This is a genomic window from Bradyrhizobium aeschynomenes, from assembly GCF_013178945.1.
In the GTDB taxonomy this organism is placed as follows: domain Bacteria; phylum Pseudomonadota; class Alphaproteobacteria; order Rhizobiales; family Xanthobacteraceae; genus Bradyrhizobium; species Bradyrhizobium aeschynomenes.
Window position 1 is genome coordinate 104,916 of record NZ_JABFDM010000013.1, and the last position, 16,526, is coordinate 121,441.

At 66.2% G+C, this 16,526-nt stretch carries 12 protein-coding genes; 3 read left to right on the forward strand and 9 right to left on the reverse strand.

Annotated features, from left to right (window positions below):
* Positions 1 to 8: 8 nt before the first annotated feature.
* The 8 genes from HL666_RS28810 to lptF form a co-directional block, all read right to left on the reverse strand.
* Positions 9 to 2,396: a hypothetical protein gene (locus HL666_RS28810; RefSeq protein WP_172184912.1), complete on the reverse strand. Its 2,388-nt coding sequence runs from the start codon at positions 2,394 to 2,396 to the stop codon at positions 9 to 11.
* 392 nt (positions 2,397 to 2,788) lie between these two features.
* Positions 2,789 to 3,847 (reverse strand): alcohol dehydrogenase, encoded by a 1,059-nt coding sequence (locus tag HL666_RS28815; RefSeq protein WP_172184914.1) that lies wholly within the window; start codon positions 3,845 to 3,847, stop codon positions 2,789 to 2,791.
* A 26-nt stretch (positions 3,848 to 3,873) separates the two neighbouring features.
* Complete coding sequence (gene rsmA, locus HL666_RS28820; protein WP_172184916.1) at positions 3,874 to 4,734, reverse strand: 16S rRNA (adenine(1518)-N(6)/adenine(1519)-N(6))-dimethyltransferase RsmA; 861 nt, start codon at positions 4,732 to 4,734, stop codon at positions 3,874 to 3,876.
* Positions 4,731 to 5,732 carry a 4-hydroxythreonine-4-phosphate dehydrogenase PdxA gene (gene pdxA / locus HL666_RS28825; protein ID WP_172184918.1) on the reverse strand — a complete coding sequence of 334 codons (1,002 nt, stop codon included), beginning with the start codon at positions 5,730 to 5,732 and terminating at the stop codon, positions 4,731 to 4,733. Before pdxA ends, rsmA begins: the two co-directional genes overlap by 4 nt.
* Positions 5,732 to 6,670 carry a SurA N-terminal domain-containing protein gene (locus tag HL666_RS28830; RefSeq protein ID WP_172131974.1) on the reverse strand — a complete coding sequence of 313 codons (939 nt, stop codon included), beginning with the start codon at positions 6,668 to 6,670 and terminating at the stop codon, positions 5,732 to 5,734. Before HL666_RS28830 ends, pdxA begins: the two co-directional genes overlap by 1 nt.
* A gap of 120 nt (positions 6,671 to 6,790) precedes the next feature.
* Complete coding sequence (locus HL666_RS28835) at positions 6,791 to 9,286, reverse strand: LPS-assembly protein LptD (protein WP_172109337.1); 2,496 nt, start codon at positions 9,284 to 9,286, stop codon at positions 6,791 to 6,793.
* Positions 9,286 to 10,383, reverse strand: coding sequence for an LPS export ABC transporter permease LptG (gene lptG, locus HL666_RS28840; protein ID WP_172109336.1), 1,098 nt, complete (start codon positions 10,381 to 10,383; stop codon positions 9,286 to 9,288). Before lptG ends, HL666_RS28835 begins: the two co-directional genes overlap by 1 nt.
* On the reverse strand, positions 10,380 to 11,549 hold the full coding sequence (gene lptF / locus HL666_RS28845) for an LPS export ABC transporter permease LptF (RefSeq protein WP_172131972.1): 1,170 nt from the start codon (positions 11,547 to 11,549) through the stop codon (positions 10,380 to 10,382). Before lptF ends, lptG begins: the two co-directional genes overlap by 4 nt.
* A 338-nt stretch (positions 11,550 to 11,887) precedes the next feature.
* Here lptF and HL666_RS28850 point away from each other — a divergent pair, with 338 nt between their 5' ends.
* From HL666_RS28850 to HL666_RS28860, 3 genes are all read left to right on the forward strand, one after another.
* Positions 11,888 to 13,387 carry a leucyl aminopeptidase gene (locus HL666_RS28850; protein ID WP_172184967.1) on the forward strand — a complete coding sequence of 500 codons (1,500 nt, stop codon included), beginning with the start codon at positions 11,888 to 11,890 and terminating at the stop codon, positions 13,385 to 13,387.
* A gap of 13 nt (positions 13,388 to 13,400) precedes the next feature.
* Positions 13,401 to 13,853: a DNA polymerase III subunit chi gene (locus HL666_RS28855; RefSeq protein WP_172109333.1), complete on the forward strand. Its 453-nt coding sequence runs from the start codon at positions 13,401 to 13,403 to the stop codon at positions 13,851 to 13,853.
* Positions 13,854 to 14,060: 207 nt separating this feature from the next.
* Positions 14,061 to 14,561 (forward strand): hypothetical protein, encoded by a 501-nt coding sequence (locus HL666_RS28860; protein ID WP_172109815.1) that lies wholly within the window; start codon positions 14,061 to 14,063, stop codon positions 14,559 to 14,561.
* Positions 14,562 to 14,604: 43 nt separating this feature from the next.
* Here HL666_RS28860 and HL666_RS28865 read toward each other — a convergent pair whose 3' ends face one another.
* A complete protein-coding gene (locus HL666_RS28865; RefSeq protein ID WP_172184920.1) occupies positions 14,605 to 16,473 on the reverse strand; it encodes an ABC-F family ATP-binding cassette domain-containing protein in 1,869 nt (622 codons plus the stop codon).
* Positions 16,474 to 16,526: the final 53 nt, after the last annotated feature.

A 16,526-nucleotide genomic window follows, 5' to 3' on the forward strand; every position in this document is an offset into this window, starting at 1 on the left:
GTCATTCTCTAGGCTCTGCGGCCGAGGCGCGCCAGGATGTCCTGGATGCCGTCGAGCGACTCGTCCTGCTGAATGTTGCGAGGCCGAGGCCGCAGAGCCGGCGGCCGCGGAATGAAATCGAGCGGCGGGGTCGCCGGATCCTCGAACGGCGTCGGCGCGAACGGGGGCCGTTGCTGTGGCGCCCGCTGCTGATGCGGCTGCTGCGGCGTGTGCCGCTTGGGCTGCTGCTGCGGTGGTGGTCTGTCGATGAGGGGCGGTGCGGCCGGGATCGATGATCGCGATTCCAGCAGACTCATGAGCTGCGCGGCAGGATCATCGTGGATCTGCAAGACGGGCTGCGGCGCCTCGACGGCAAACTCTTCCTGGGCGTCCCGAGGCGGCTCCGTCTCCAGCTCGTCCTCCGGCAAGGAGAAGCGCGACTGCAGCAGATTGATCAGCGCTGCCGCGGGATCGTCGAGGTCGTCGTCAGCAGCGGCCGTGGGCGCCTCCGGCAGGGCTGCCGCATCAGCCGATGCCATGTTGTCATCCGTCTGATAGGCGGGCTGCCGCGCTGCATGCGCGCGAAGCGTAGCGATCAGCGCCGCGGCAGGGTCGCCCGATTCGGCCTCCACTGCGCCGGCGGCGGCAGGCTGATCCGATGTGGCAGGTCCGGGCTGAGCCGCCAGCTGGCGGCTGCGCAGACGATTCATGAGCTGTTGCGCGGCTTGAGATTGAGACATGGCGGCCTCCGCCGCGGGCGGCGGGGGCGCTTCGACGGCGACGGCTACCGACGGGCTGTCGCCGGTCTCGTTCGTTGCTGCCTGGGTCGTCCGCCGCTTGGCTGCGCGCGACACCAGCAGCGCGGCAATCACCTTGGCGGCGTCGAGCGGAGCTGCGCCCGCCGACGGCGATGCGGCCTCGCTGGTGCGGGCCTTGCGTAGAGCCGACACGATCTCGCTGACGTCGACGGGGGCCGGTGGTGCAGCCGGCGCGGGATCCTGGGCCGGAGGCGCGGGAGGCGGGGTGGTCACGAAGGCTGGCGTTGGAATGGCTGCTGCAGAGCTTTGTGGCGCCGACCAGGAGCTCGGGGCTGGTTCGGCCGGTGCCGCGTGAGCGGGCGACGCCTGGGGAGCGAGCGCCGCCGCCGCGCTGGCTTTGGCAGCCGCGATCTTGACGGCAGCGGCTTGCGCCGCAGCCATCTGGGCAGCAACCATCTGTTGTTGTTGCGTCGGCGGCGCTGTGGGCGCCATCATCGCAACAGGAGCCGGCTGAGCGGCGGCCGCTGCCATCTGCTCGGCGACGGCAGGCGCACGCCGGGCTGCGGAGCGGTCGGCGAGCTGGTCCGCAGCCTGCCACACGGCGTCGGTGCTCTGCGGCCGCTGCATGTCCATCGCAGCGTCGAGCTCGCGCCGGCGTGCCGAGACGGGCTGACGATGGTCCGGGTGCTGTGGGGATGCCGCCTGTCGGTGCTGACGCGACTCCAGGTGCTCCGGCTGGGATGCCGACAGCCGCGCGCTCGCAAGGTCGAGCGCGGAGGCCGGCTGTGAGCCGCGGCCGCTATCGGCCTGAGGCGCATGGGCCATGCCGCCGCGACCGGCACGCATTCCCGTCGGCGCCGCCTTGGATCGTGGCTTGGTGCGGGCGCGGCGCAATTGCACCGCATCCTCGTGCCAGCTGCCGTTGCGCCGGCGCCGCCGTCCCATGCGGCTGAGCCGGTAGAGCGCGCTGGCGAGCAGGCCCGAAATTCCGAGTGCGCCGATCACCACCAGCATCAGCATGTGGATCGGCGCTTCGGGCTTGGTCGCTTTGGACGCGGCGGCACTCTGGCCGTCGCTCGCAGAAGCCGCGGTGGCGCCGGCATCGGCACCGGCATTGCCGTCATCGGCCATGGCTGCCGGCGCCGTATCCATCGGCGTCGTATCCGCCTGTTGCGGCGGCGCCGACGGCCAGGGCGAGGCATCGAGGCTGCGCGGCAGGCTGGCGTCCGAGGCCGTCAGGGTCGTGGGTGTGATGGCGAGATTCTGCGGCTTCGGGGTGCCCCTTGGGTCGACGCCGGTGCGCAGGCGGGATTGCGGCAGCTCGGCCATCGCGTCGGCGCCAGAGCGCAGGGTTGGACCATCGGTACGTCGCGGTGCCAGCTTAGGGGCGGCGGGCTGGGCGAAGTCCCAGGGGGCCGGCTGCTGCGTCGCGCGGGCAGGCGCGGCGATCTCGCGGCCATTTGCGTCCTTGAGATACCAGCAGCGGCGATTGGTGCCGCGGTCGAAACGATAGTACCAATGCTGAGCGTCGGACTTGTCGCCGGTCGGCTCCGTCAGGCATTCCTCGGCCGTCACGGCAGCGCGCGGCAGCGCGAACAGTACGGTCGCTGCAATGCCGGTCGCAATGGCAAATGCAACTCCTGCCGTTCGGCTTGCCATTGACGACTCCGGATACGCTTACGCAACGGCGCGTTCTCGGAAACAAGTTGGGTGGCAATGAGCCGCAATTCCGGATTAATTCTGGCTCGGTCCTTTCGTGCCCGAGTGCGGCTTTTTTCCCACAAGAGATTCTGTCTGCCTTCGCGGTTTTGGCCGCGATGTCGCGCCAAATCGGTCGCATCGGTGACGACCGACGGCATGTTTCACCCTCCGCGATCAGGGAGATGGCGCCGACAACCGCTAGGTTTGTGGACGAACGATCTGTGGACGGGACGCAGGGCATTGCGGTCGCATCACCCTCCGCCTGATCGCAAGGTGGCCGGGGCGAGGGGAGCAGCAGGCGGCGACGGTGCAAGACCTGCGGCCGCCTGCGCGATGATGGCCACGGCTCATCAGTTCGTGAGGACCACCCGCCCGACCACGTGTCCGGCCCGCAGCGCATCGATCCACTTCTGCACGTCGCCCATCGGCTCCTCGCGCATCGGCGGCGGCTTGATCTTTCCGGCGCGGGCCAGCGCCATCAACTCGTGCGCCTCAGTCAGGGTGCCGACCATGAAGCCTTCGATGGTCATGCGCTTGTAGACCCATTGAACCATCGGCAGGGTGAACTGGCCCCCCATCAGTCCGGACACGACGATCTTGCCGCCGCGTGCAACAACGGACACCGCGAAGGCCATCGACTTCTCGTTGCCGGCGAAATCGACGACCTCGTCGAAGCCGCCCTCGGTCTCCTTGAGGATGCGCTTGATCACATCCGGTTCGGCCGGGTCGTAGGCCGTCGCTGCGCCATTCTTCAGCGCCGTCTCGCGCGCGGCGGCCGAAAGATCGGCCACCGAGATCGGCTGCTTGAACATCGCCTGCGCGAACGACAGCCCCATCATGCCGACGCCGCCGAGTCCGATCAGCAGCAGATTGCGCTGGCGCGGCCGGTCCACGAGGCGCTTGAGCGCGCCATAGGCCGTGACGCCGGAGCACATCAGCGTCGCGGCCTGGTTGACCGGCAGCGGATCGTATTCCAGCAGATACTTCGCATCCGGCACCAGCACGTGGGTGGCGAAGCCGCCGTCGATCGAGACGCCGAGGAAGCGCTGCTTGGCGCACAGATTCTCGTCGCCATTGACGCAGTCGCGGCACTGGCCGCAGCCGATCCATGGAAAAACCGCGCGCCGGGCGCCGATCAGCTCCTTCGGCACGTCCGGTCCGACCTCGTCGACCACGCCGGCGATCTCATGGCCGAGCGTGAAGGGCAGGGTCATGCCGCGCGTCGTGTCCAGGCGCTTGCCATTGCCGAGATCGGCATAGCCATCCTGGATGTGCAAATCGGAGTGACAGAGGCCGCAGCGCTCGATGCGAACCAGAACTTCGCGGCCTTGCGGCTTCGGTGTCTCGACGATCGTCTCGCACAGCGGCGCGTCGAACTTGACGAGCGATTGGCGGCGCATCAACGCCATGATGAATCTCCCTGAAATGCTTGTTGTTAGGTCTTGTTGTCGTTGCGACTATTGGTCAATTCGCGAGCCATGGCAACAAAGCCGGACACCGGGATGGTCTCGGCGCGACGGGTGGGATCGACGCCGGCGGCCGCTGCCAGCCGCGCGGGATCGGCAGGCAGGGACTTCAGGCTCTGCCGCAGCATCTTGCGCCGCTGGCCGAAGGCGGCGGCGGCGACCTGCTCCAGCGCGCGGCGGTCACACGGCTCGGGCGCCGCGCGGGGCACCAGCCGCACCACGGACGAGGTGACCTTCGGCGGCGGCACGAAGGCGGACGGCGAGATGTCGAACAGGATCTTGGTCTCGCAGCGCCAGTTGGCGAGCACGCCCAGCCGGCCGTAGGCCTCCTCGTTCTCGCGCGCGACGATGCGCTCGGCGACCTCGCGCTGGAACATCAGCACCATCATGTCGTACCAGGGCGGCCACGGCTCGGCGGAGAGCCAGCCGATCAAAAGGTGCGTCGCGATGTTGTAGGGCAGGTTGGCGACGATCTTCGCCTTGGTGCTTCCGAGATAGGGAGCGACATCAAAGGTCCGTGCATCGCCGCAGACGATCTCCAGCCGCCCGGGATAATGGTCGGCGATCGCCTGCAGTGCAGGAATCGCGCGCTCGTCGTGCTCGACCGCGATCACATGGCGGGCGCCGAGCGCGAGCAGGGCCCGCGTCAGGCCTCCCGGACCCGGGCCGATCTCCACCACGGTGGCGTCCTCCAGGGGACCTGCGGCGCGCGCGATCCGGGCCGTGAGGTTGAGATCGAGCAGGAAATTCTGGCCGAGCGCCTTGCGTGCCGACAGCTGGTGCTCGCGGATGACCTCGCGCAGCGGCGGGAGGTCGTCGATCGCGCTCATGACGATTGGCTGGCCATGCGCGCGGCGAGCTGGAGAGCCGCGATCAGGCTCGCCGGGTTGGCGGTGCCCTTGCCGGCGATGCCGAAGGCCGTGCCGTGATCCGGCGAGGTGCGGATGAAGGGCAGGCCGAGCGTCACGTTGACCCCTTCGTCGAACGCCAGCGTCTTGATCGGGATCAGCGCCTGGTCGTGGTACATGCAGACGGCGCAATCATAGCTCTTGCGCGCGGCATCGTGAAACATCGTGTCGGCCGGCAGCGGCCCCTGCACGTCGAGTCCCGCATTGCGCAGGGTCGCGATCGCCGGCGCGATGATCGTGTCCTCCTCGGTGCCCATCGTGCCATCCTCGCCGGCATGCGGATTGAGTCCGGACATGGCGATGCGCGGCCGTGAGACGCCGAAATAGCGCCGCAGACTGGCGGCGACGATGCGCGTCGTCGAGGTGATCAGCGGGCTCGTCAGTTGCTCGATCGCCTCGCGCAAGGACACGTGGATGGTCACGGGCACGACGGCCAGCGTCGGTGACCACAGCATCATGACGGGCTGCGGCACCGCGCCGCCGTCGGCAGCGAGCTCGGCGAGGAATTCGGTGTGACCCGGATGCGAGAAGCCGGCGCGGTACAGCACGGCCTTGGCGATCGGATTGGTGACGACGGCGCCGGCCCGTCCGGCCCTCACATCGGCAACGGCCTGGCGGATCGCGCCGATGGCGGCCTCGGCGCTGGTCGCATCGGGGCGGCCGGGCAAGGCGGTAACGCGATGACCCGTGGAGACCACGGGAAGTGCCGCTGCAAAGGCCTCCGGCGCCTGTTCGGGTCGCACCTCGGCGACGGGAACGGGGAGATCGAGCAGCTTGGCGCGCTGCGCCAGAAGAGCCGGGTCGCCGAGCACGTAGAAGGCGGGGAGACCGAGTGCATTGCGGCGCAGCCAGGCCTGCAACGTGATGTCGGGTCCGATGCCTGCGGGCTCCCCCAGGGTTAGCGCAAGGGGCTTGGTCATCAGCGATATTCGATCATCGCCGCCTTGCGGACTTCCTGCAGATAGGCCTTGGAGGTCGCCTCGTATTTCTTCGCGTACATCTGCTCCTTGATCTCGCGCTTCTTCGGCGTGTCGATCGTCGTCGGCGTGCGCGCGCAGAGGGCCACCATCTGGATGCCCTGCTTGGTGGCTTCAGGCGGGGTCAGATGGCCGATCGGCGTGTCGTCGAGCAGCTTGCGCAAGTTCGGCGGGATGTCGGCAGAAGTCTTGATCACGATCTCCTTGATCACGGCATTGGCCGTCGTTCTAAGGATGGAGTTGGCGTCGGCGCAACTCTGGATCCTCGCGCGCAGGGCTTCCGCTTCCTTATGCCGGACTTCCATCGCGCCCTGATTGGACGAATTGGCGACGATCAGAACCACCGGCTGCATCTTGTACTCGAACGCCTGGCCCTGCTGGTCCGAGTCGCCGCCCGCCGCCGCGACGGCTGCAGCCACGTCCTTGTCGGAGACGATCAGGCGTTCCTTGTAGCGGCCGCGCACGAGGCTGGTCCAGACGATCTCCGCCTTGATGCGGGCCTTGAGCGTCTCCGGCCGGACGCCCTGGCTCTCGAGCGATTTGGTGAGCTGATCGGCATTGAGGCGCATGCGGGAGCCCATGCCGGCGTAGGACTGGTCGACGTCAGCGGAGGTCGGCTCGACGCCGAATTTCTTGCCTTCCTTGATCTTCACCTTGTCGTCGATCAGCTCGTTGATGACCTCCTGGCGAGACTGCTGCTTGCGGGTGCTCAGGAAGTTCAGCTTGGTGCGCTGCTCGACGTCGTAATTGGTGATGGGATCGCCATTCACCATGACGACGATGCTCTGAGCCTGGGCCGAGATCATGCCACAGCCCCAGACCAGCGCGGCAACCGCGCAGATCGTCAGGGCCCGAAGGCGAGGAGGGAACGCAATCGTCATGGCCAAGCTTCGCTGTTCGCAATGGATCCAACTGAAAGCGGCGCCACGGCTCTCAACCGCAAGACTCTCGACGCGGGCCTCTTCTCAGACCCAAGGGAGCCGGCCGGAGACTGGCGCGCGCTACTGAAGGCCCCCAGCCCCGGTTCCCGTCGACGAGGAATTGGCGAGTGTCCGGAGTCCGATCTGGAGCATATAGGCATGGCTCAGAACGGGGGCGGTGGTGCCTGTCGTGTAATTATACGACGTTACATAGTTGGCGGCCAGCACGAAACAATCGTCCACGTAGCCCGCACCGATCACATACTGGTTGATCTTGTTGGCCGCGAGGTCCCACCGCGCAGCACCGGTCACGACCCAGTTCGGCGCGACCTTGACCGAGCCGCTGCCCAGGATGCCCTCGCGTCGGGCGAGGTAGCCGATCGCCGGATCGGCGGCGTAGTTGCCATAGGTCAGAGCCATCGACCAGCGGTCGAAGTTCGCCTTGGCTTCCGCCTCGAAGCGCTGGACGTTCAGGTTCTGCTGATCGAACCGGCTGCGCATGCTGAACGTGTAGGTCCGGTTCGGCGAGTAATCCACCCGGGCCACGTAGTCGGACACGTTCTTGTCCAGGCCGGAACCGATGGCGGTGTTGTTCATGTCCTGAACGGCGAACGAGTTCAGGCCGAACAGGTGGTAGGACTGGCCGAACAGCACGTTGATGGTGCCGCCGCGGTCGAACTGCGTGGTCGCCTGCACGCCGACATTGGCGCGGCCGCCGCCTTCGACGCGGTCGTAGCCGGAGAACTTGTCGACGCTGAACAGGTTGCTGGCGTCGAACACCATGCTCTGGGCGTCCTCGTTCGGCAGCCGGCCGGCATAGGTTTCGTTCGGCCGGATGATCACCTGGGCGATCGGCTCGATCGTGGTGGTGCCCCACGGCTGAACGTTGATGAACGGGTAGCGGTATTCGAGGCCGACGGTCGGCATCAACCGCAGCGCCTGGGTGTCGCCGGTCGGCAGGAAGTTGCCGACGCCCGGCTGCGCCGTGACGTTGGCGTTGATCGCGTCGGCGCGCAGGATCGCGAACGGCGTCCAGATCTGTCCGTAGGGATCGGTGAACGACTTCCGCCACTGTGCCTGCGCGCTCAGGCGCGTATAGGTTCCGGGCGTGGCACGCAGCAGGCACTGGGTCGGCAGGCGCGCCAGCGGGTCGGCCGACGTCGTCGTGCACAGGCCATTGGTGTTGGCCGTCGTCGTGATCGGATCGAACACCGCCTGCTCGCGGGTCAGGTTGACGAAGTTGGTCTTGTAGCTGAACTCGCCGCCGAACACCGGGTAGTTGAGCACGTTCGAGTAATCCAGCACCGGATAGACGATCGGAACCGTCTGCTGGTTGCCGGAGAAGCTCAGATAGTGGATCGCCCGGACATCGAAGAAGCTGCGGCTGCCGACGCCGGTCAGATACAGTTGCGAGATCGCTTCCGTCGGCAGGCTCATGAAGGAGTTGAACGGATCGCGATACTGCGCCAGCCGGTAGTCCGACAGGAACATGTAGTCGGACAGCAGGATGCCGTCCCAGCCGAACACCCATTTGTCGTTGAGCGCGAACTGGCCCTTGGTGTCGACGCCGCCGCGGAACTGGCGGTCGCCCGGCTGGCCGGCGAACGCGTTGCGGTTCAGCTGGTCGATGCCGTACAGGCGCACCTGATAGCCGCCATTGCTGAGGCGCTGGCGGAACTCGGTCTGCACCAGCACGCCCTGCTTGGAGGTGATGCGCGGCGTGAAGGTCGCGTCGTAATCCGGCGCGATCGCCCAGTAATAGGGGATGTCGACACCGAAGCCGTAGCCACCCGTCTGGGTGAAGCCCGGCATCAGGAAGCCGCTCTTGCGCTTGACCGTCGGATCAGGCGTCGAGAAGTAGGGGATATAGGCCAGCGGGACGCCGAAGAATTCGAGCTGGGCATTCTCGAAATACAGCATCTTCTCGGTCTGGTCGTGGATGATGCGCGCACCCTTGACCTGCCACAGCGGCGGCTTCTTCGGATCGTCCTTACAGGGCGCGCAGGCTGTGTACACGCCGTTCTCGAAGACCGTGTAATTGCCCTTGGAGCGGTCGGCGCGCGTGGCCGCCATCCGCGTCTGGTCCTCGGTCTCGACGCGCAGCGAATCGACGAAGCCGTCGCGGTAGTCGTCGGACAGATCGAGGCTGTTGGCGTAGGTGATCTTGCCGTCGGCGTCGGTCATGCGGATGTTGCCTTCCGCATGCAGGCGCTTGGTCTTCTGGTCGTAGATCACCCGGTCGGCCTCGACCGAGGTGCCGTTGTAGAACAACTGGACGTTGCCGACCGCCGACACGCGCGAATTGTTGTAGTCGTAATCGACCTCGGTCGCCTGCACCAGCATCTGGTTGTCGTTGGCGACGCGCGGCGGCGGCGCCTTCGGCGGGCGCGGGTTGTAGGTGAAGCTCTGGGCAGCGGCAGGCGACAGCGCAGACTCGGCCACGAGGCCGAGCGTCAGCGCGACGGCGCAGACGAGTACGGCAGACCCGGCGCAACGGGCGCCCGCGCAAGCAAGGCGCGCAACGGCATGCAGCCGGAGCGCGGCGAGCGCGGTCTGACGGACGGCAACGAACGACACTAGCCGTCCTCCTGGTAGAGCAAGGCCATAAAACCGGTGAGGCCGCCGACGAACACGGGCAGCCACGCCGCAGCGATCGGATTCATCAACGCAGCCTTGCTCAAATCTTCCGTTACTTTCGACAGCACGTAGAGCAGAAAGCCGGCGCCCACGCCACTCAAAACCATTTTTTGAACGCCACCCATACGGAAGAACCTGAGGGACACGGACGCAGCCAGCATGACCATCGCAGCCAGCAAAAACGGCTGCGCGATGAGCTTATGATACTGCAGTCGGTACCCCGCGGTCGCGAAGCCCGAACTCTCCGACGAACGGATGTAGCTCGGCAGTTGCCAAAACGACACAGTTTCGGGGGTGGAGAAGCTGTTGCGGACCTGCGCCGGCGTCAAAGTGGTGGGCAGGACGAACGTCGGTTCGTCCACCGGCGGTGCATCGAGCGAGAATCGGCGCACCGATTTGAACACCCATTGGCCTTCCTCGAGACTGGCCTCGCGGGCCTCGATTCGGTCCTTGAAGCGATTCTGCGTATCAAAACGGAACAGCGTGAGGCCGGTCAGCCGAACGCCCTGCTGCTCGCTGCGCGCGGCGTTGATGATGACCGAGCCGTCCGGATTGAGCTGATTCAGCCAGAAGCCCGACGCATCCTGCACGCCGCCGCCCGGGGCCGCGCCGAACAGCTCGGCCTCCATGCGCTTCGACAGCTCGCGCAGATTGGCCGACATCGGATTGTAGAGCGTCGTCGCCATCAGGCCGAGCATGATCGCGCTCGCCAGCGCCGGCGCAATGAACTGCCAGGCCGAGACGCCGGCGGCGCGCGCCACCACGAGTTCGAGCCGCCGCGACAGCGCGAGATAGCAGGTCATGGCGCCGATCAGCACGCAGAACGGCATCATTTTTTCGAGCAGCTGCGGCACGCGAAACAGCGAGGTCTCCGCCACCATCAGGGCCGAGGCGGAAGCCAGGCCCGACGTCCTGCGCACCATCTCGATGTAGTCGACCAGCACCAGCAGCAGGAAGATGCTCGCGAACACACCGACCGCCGAAACCAGGAAACGGCCAGCAAAGTAGCGCCCGAGCGTGTTCGTGATCATGCTCATGCGGTGGCGGGCCTTCTGAACAGCCGCGCGATTCGCGCATTGGAGCGGTTGATGGCCTCCATGAGACGCGCCGGCGGCTCGACGACCACGCCGCCGACGATGATCCAGATGGACAGGCCAAGAGCGCCGAACAGCATCAGGTACTGGATCAATGCGGCGATCGGGGTTTTCACGGTCATGACCGAGCAGGCAAAGCCGGCCATACGGACGCCGAACACGGCGAGGATGGCGCTGCCGAACGAGAAATTTCGGCTCTGGCGCGTGGTCCGCGGCGCTCCCAAAAATGCGAAGGTGAGCGCGGCGAACGCGAACGGGTAGATCGGGGCGAGGAAGCGGTCGTGCAATTCCTGCCGGAATTGTCCGGGGATCTGCTTGTAGATGGGATCATCCTCGGCCGGCGCCATCAGCTCCCACACGTAGCGTTCGCGGATGCCGAGCGTGACGTCACGTCCCTGATTCGAGAACTTCGACATGTCGAAGGCATAGCGGGCGAACGCAACCATCGCCGGCTCACGCTTGCCGATCTCGAACCGCTCCAGATTGCCGTCCTCCAGCACCAGGAACGAACCGTCGGCGTTCTTCACTACGGTGCCCTTTTCGGCGATGATCGTGATCCGTTCCTTGGGATCGCGACGGTCGTCGATCAGGATGTTCTTCAACTCGCCGCCCGGCTGGCGTTCGCCGATCCGGATCGTCAGGTTCTGGTCGAGCTGCGCAAACCGCCCCGGCTGCAGGATGTTGGTCAGCACGTCGGCGGTGATTTCTGCGTCCCACTGCTTGATCCTGCGCAGACCGTCTGGCGCGATATAGGACGCGAGCAAGGTGACGAGCAGGGCGACCACGCAGGTCGCATAGGCGAACGGCACGAACAGCCGGATCGGCGACATGCCGGCGGCGTTCATGACGATGATCTCCGAATCGGTCGCGAGCTTGTTCAGCGTGTGCGAGACCGCGATCATCAGCGCGATCGGCGCGATGACCCCGAGCAGCGAGGGAATGACGAGGCCGGTGATGCCGAGGAAGGTCAGGATGGTCTGGCCCTGGCTCGTCATCAGGTCGATGCCGCGCAACGCCTGGGTGATCCAGATCACCCCGGTGAGGCTCACCAGGACCAACGCAAACGACGCGAGCGTCGTGCGAAAGATGTACCTGTCGATGGACCCCATCGTGTGCGCTCGATCCCCAATCAGCGGTCCCGGAACGAGCGCTGCAGCCACCCCTCGAAACGGGTCCTTACGCTGCCTGCGCCGTCACGTTCCAAGGGCAGAGAATATCTTTACCATCCCTTTGATCCGTCGACAAAATGGCTGTGGCGTGGCGTCACGAAAATACGATCAAAATTTCATTGATGTGGCCGCCCCGCCACGGGAAGGCTTGGCAGCTCTGGCCAAGCCGGGTCATACTGTTGCCAAGTTGGGTTCCGAACTGCCGCCATCCTCGCCTGTCCGCACGGATTTCGGCCGGTCGCGGCGGCTCTCACGTCGAAATTTTGGAGGATTGCTTGATGTCCGACACCGTCAAGGTCGGCTTCGTTCCGCTGTCGACCGCTCCGCGCGGTATCATGGTGGTGTTCTGTGATGATTCGCTGCGACTTGGAGCCGCGACCGAGAAGGCGCTCGGAGGGGTTTCGGACCTGATCAAGCGTGCCGCGTCGGCCGCGCGATTCAAGGGCAAGGATGGCGCCGTGCTGGACCTGCTGGCCCCCGAGGGAATCAAGATTCAGCGCTTGATCGTCATCGGGACGGGCAAGGGCGCTGACCTCAAGGACAAGGATTTCCTCAAATTTGGCGGGACCTTAACCGGAAAACTGAATGCCGGAACTGAACCGGTGACGGTGCTGGCCGAGCTGCCGGCCGGACCGATGACGCCGGATCAGGTCAGCTCGCTCGCCGCCGGGATCAGGCTGCGGGCCTATCGATTCGACCGCTACAAGACCAAGAAGAAGGACGACGAGGCGGGCGTCAGCGCGGCTGTGTCCGTCGCGGTCGCGGATGTCGCGGCGGCCAAGAAGGCGTTCGCGCCGCGCGCCCACGTCACCGATGGCGTGATTCTGGCGCGTGATCTCGTCAACGAGCCGCCGAACGTGCTCTACCCTGAGGAGTTCGCCAAGCGCGCCGCCGCGCTGCGCAAGCTCGGCGTCACCGTCGAGATCCTCGATGTGCCCGCGATGAAGAAGCTCGGCATGGGGGCGCTGCTCGGCGTCGGCCAGGGCTCGGCGCGGCCGAGCCGCACCGTGGTGATGCGCTACGATGGCGGCAAGAAAGGCGAGCAGCCGGTCGCCTTCATCGGCAAGGGCGTCTGCTTCGACACCGGCGGCATCTCGATCAAGCCGGCCGGCTCGATGGAGGACATGAAGGGCGACATGGGTGGCGCGGCCTGCGTGGTCGGCCTGATGCATGCGCTGGCGGCCCGCAAGGCCAAGGCCAACGTGATCGGTGCGATCGGGCTGGTCGAGAACATGCCGGACGGCAACGCCCAGCGTCCCGGTGACATCGTCACCTCGATGTCCGGCCAGACCATCGAGATCATCAACACCGACGCGGAAGGGCGGCTCGTGCTCGCCGACGTTCTCTGGTACGTCGCCACCAAGTTCAAGCCGAAATTCATGATCGACCTGGCGACCCTGACCGGCGCGATCATGGTTGCGCTCGGCACCGAGCATGCGGGCCTGTTCTCCAACAACGACGATCTGGCCGACAAGCTGCTCAAGGCGGGGCAGGAGACCGGCGAGAAGGTCTGGCGCATGCCGCTCGGTCCCGAATACGACAAGCTGGTCGATTCGCAGTTTGCCGACATGAAGAACACCGGCGGCCGCCACGGCGGCTCGATCACGGCCGCGCAATTCCTTCAGCGCTTCGTCAACGACACGCCGTGGGCGCATCTCGACATCGCCGGCACGGCCATGGGCGCGCCGAAATCCGAGATCAACCAGAGCTGGGGATCCGGCTACGGCGTCCGCCTGCTCGACCGTCTCGTCTGGGACTCGTACGAAGGGAAGGCGTGACGGAGCTGAGCCGATGACCGAAGTCCTGTTCTATCATCTGCAGAACATGACCCTGGAAGGCGTGCTGCCGCCGTTGCTCGAGAAGTCGCTCGAGCGCGGCTGGCGTGTCGTGGTGCAGTCGACCTCGGAGGAGCGTGCAGATGCGCTCGATGCACATCTGTGGACCTATCGTGACGATTCGTTTCTGCCGCACGCTACCTGGCGCGTGGCCGATGTAGCCGATCAGCCGATCGTGCTTTCGGTGGAGGAGAGCAATCCCAACGGCGCGAACGTCCGGTTCCTGGTGGACAACGCGGCGCTGCCGGCCGATTCACACAGCTATGAGCGCATGGTGCTGGTCTTCAACGGTGACGATGCCGATGCGCTTGCTGCAGCGCGATCGGCCTGGACCGATTGCAAAACACGTGGATTCGAGGTCACCTATTGGCAGGCCGACGAGCGTGGGCGCTGGCAACGCCGACAATGATGGCGTAAGCGGAGCGAGCGTGCCGATGATGGCAGCGCCGCGCGATTAATGATAATCTGCCGATTTGCCGGCAGAGCGTTGGCAAAGCCACGAACGTGCCGCAAAGTGATGATGGGACAACACGTTAGAGTGTCCACAAGTTGCAATTCAGCAAGGTTCATCGTGCGAGACCACACCAAACAACTGACGCGCGTTCTGCCGTTCCTTGTGCTTGCAGCGGTCGTGTCCGGATGCTCGAGCACGCCGGATTTCCTGTCCAAGGACGCCGAATGGTTCAATCGGCCGCAGCGTCTGTTCATCAAGAACATCTCGATCGACGCGCCGCCGCTCACGCCTGACAAGCCCGTCAACGCCGACGATCTCGTCAGCGCAGAGGGCGCGTGTCCGGGCATGGCGCCGGCTGGCGGTGCTGCCGGTGCGAATGCGTTGACGAACGATGCGGCTGCGGCGCCGCCGCCGGCCGCAGGCGGCACTGTCGCGCTCGGTCACACCGAATGCGACGTCGTGCGAGGCATCGGCGCGCCGGACAGCGTCAACATCGGCAACAATGGCGGCGATCGGGTTGCGACCGTGACGTGGCTGCGGGGCGCACGAGCCGGCGTCTACACGTTCACCGCAGGCCGCCTGTCCTCGGTGGAGCGCGCTCCCGATCCGGGGCCGGCGCCGAAGATGGCCAAGCCCAAGGCGGCCAAGAAGCGCGCGACCTGAGCGGGCTCGCCGCCGGCGCGGTCGGTCGACGACGATCAGTTCGTCAACCGGCGACCTCGTCATACAGCGTGCTGGCCTCCAGCCACTGCTCCTCGGCTCGCGCCAGCGCATCGGCGGCATTGGCTCGCGCCTTCGACAATTGCGCCGCCTGCTTCGGATCGCGCGTGAAGATGTCGGGCAGCGACAACGCGCCGTCGATCTTGGCAATGATCTCGGTGATGCGGGAAATCTCGGCCTCGGCGGCCGTGATCTTCTGCTTCAGTGCGTTGCGCCGGTTGTCGCCGCGCGGCCGCTCCGTCTTCTCGGTCACCTGCGTGCGGTCCGTCTCACGCGCGGCGGCGCCGCTGCGCGAGGACAGGATCATCCGCCGGTAATCGTCGAGATCACCGTCATAGGTCTTGACGGTCTTGTCGGCGACAACCCACAGCCGGTCGGCGCACGCCTCGATCAGGTAGCGATCGTGCGACACCATGATCACCGCGCCCGGAAATTCGTTGATCGCTTCTGCCAGCGCGGCGCGGCTGTCGATGTCGAGATGGTTGGTCGGCTCGTCCAGGATGATCATGTTCGGGCCGAAGAACGTGGCGAGGCCGAGCAGCAGTCGCGCCTTCTCGCCGCCCGACAAGCTCTTCACCAGCGTATCCGCAGCCTTGCCGGAGAAGCCGATCGCGCCGGCGCGCGCGCGCACCTTCGATTCGGGCGCCTCTGCCATCAGTTTGCGGACATGCGTGTAGGGCGAGCCGGTCTCGTCGAGCTCGTCGAGCTGATGCTGGGCGAAATAGGCGATGGAGAGCTTGTCGGCGCGCGTGACCTTGCCGGAGAACGGCGCGAGGCGTCCGGCAAGTAGCTTGACCAACGTCGACTTGCCGTTGCCGTTCGAACCGAGCAGCGCGACACGATCGTCATTGTCGATGCGCAAGGTGACGCGGTTGAGCACGGGCTGCGCGGGATCGTAGCCGACCGAGGCGTTGTCGACGGCGATGATCGGTGGCGACAGCAATCGCTCCGGGGCGGGGAAAGTGATCTCGCGCACGTCCTGGGTGACGAGCGCGGCGATCGGCTTCATCCGCTCCAGCATCTTGACGCGGGATTGCGCCTGGCGTGCCTTCGAGGCCTTGGCCTTGAAGCGCTCGACGAAGGCCTGCAACCGGGCGCGCTCGGCCTCCTGGCGCTTGACCGCCTTGGCGTCGAGCATCTCGCGCGTGGCGCGCTGCTCTTCGAACGAGGAATAGCCGCCGCGATACAGCGTCAGCCTGCCGCGGTCCAGATGCAGGATCTGGTCGACCGAGGTCTCCAGCAGGTCGCGGTCATGGCTGATCACGATCACCGTGCGCGGATAGTGCGCCAGATGGTCCTCGAGCCACAGCGTGCCTTCGAGGTCGAGATAGTTGGTCGGCTCGTCCAGCAGCAGCAGGTCAGGCGCGGCGAACAGGGTGGCGGCGAGCGCGACCCGCATGCGCCAGCCGCCGGAGAACTCCGAACATGCCCGCGCCTGGTCGGCGGCGGAGAAGCCGAGGCCGCTGAGAATGGCTGCGGCGCGCGCCGGCGCCGAATGCGCGTCGATGTCGACGAGGCGGGTCTGGATCTCGGCAATGCGATCTGGGTCGTCGGCCGTCTCGGACTCCCGCAACAGCGCATCACGCTCGAGATCGGCCCGCAGCACCACCTCGATCAGGCTTTCGGGCCCGCTCGGCGCCTCCTGGGCCAGGCTGCCGACGCGCCACCGCGGCGGCAGGCTGATGCTGCCGCTCTCCAGCGACAGTTCGCCGCGGATGGCTTTGAACAGCGTCGATTTGCCGGTGCCGTTGCGGCCGACCAGGCCGACGCGCGCACCGGGCGGAATCTGCACCGTGCTCTGGTCGATGAGCAGCCGTCCGGCGAGACGGATGGAGATGTCGGTGATGGAAAGCATTCGCGCCTTGTCACCGCGCGCGCGGCCAAACGCAACCGCTTTGTCGCCGATTC

Excerpts from the sequence above, each read along its gene's own strand:
- HL666_RS28855 (WP_172109333.1), top strand. The coding sequence starts at position 13,401 with ATGACCGAAGTCCTGTTCTATCATCTGCAGAACATGACCCTGGAAGGC.
- rsmA (WP_172184916.1), bottom strand. The coding sequence starts at position 4,734 with ATGAGCGCGATCGACGACCTCCCGCCGCTGCGCGAGGTCATCCGCGAG.
- HL666_RS28830 (WP_172131974.1), bottom strand. The coding sequence starts at position 6,670 with ATGACGATTGCGTTCCCTCCTCGCCTTCGGGCCCTGACGATCTGCGCG.
- HL666_RS28810 (WP_172184912.1), bottom strand. The coding sequence starts at position 2,396 with ATGGCAAGCCGAACGGCAGGAGTTGCATTTGCCATTGCGACCGGCATT.
- HL666_RS28815 (WP_172184914.1), bottom strand. The coding sequence starts at position 3,847 with ATGGCGTTGATGCGCCGCCAATCGCTCGTCAAGTTCGACGCGCCGCTG.
- HL666_RS28865 (WP_172184920.1), bottom strand. The coding sequence starts at position 16,473 with ATGCTTTCCATCACCGACATCTCCATCCGTCTCGCCGGACGGCTGCTC.
- lptF (WP_172131972.1), bottom strand. The coding sequence starts at position 11,549 with ATGGGGTCCATCGACAGGTACATCTTTCGCACGACGCTCGCGTCGTTT.
- HL666_RS28850 (WP_172184967.1), top strand. The coding sequence starts at position 11,888 with ATGTCCGACACCGTCAAGGTCGGCTTCGTTCCGCTGTCGACCGCTCCG.
- lptG (WP_172109336.1), bottom strand. The coding sequence starts at position 10,383 with ATGAGCATGATCACGAACACGCTCGGGCGCTACTTTGCTGGCCGTTTC.
- pdxA (WP_172184918.1), bottom strand. The coding sequence starts at position 5,732 with ATGACCAAGCCCCTTGCGCTAACCCTGGGGGAGCCCGCAGGCATCGGA.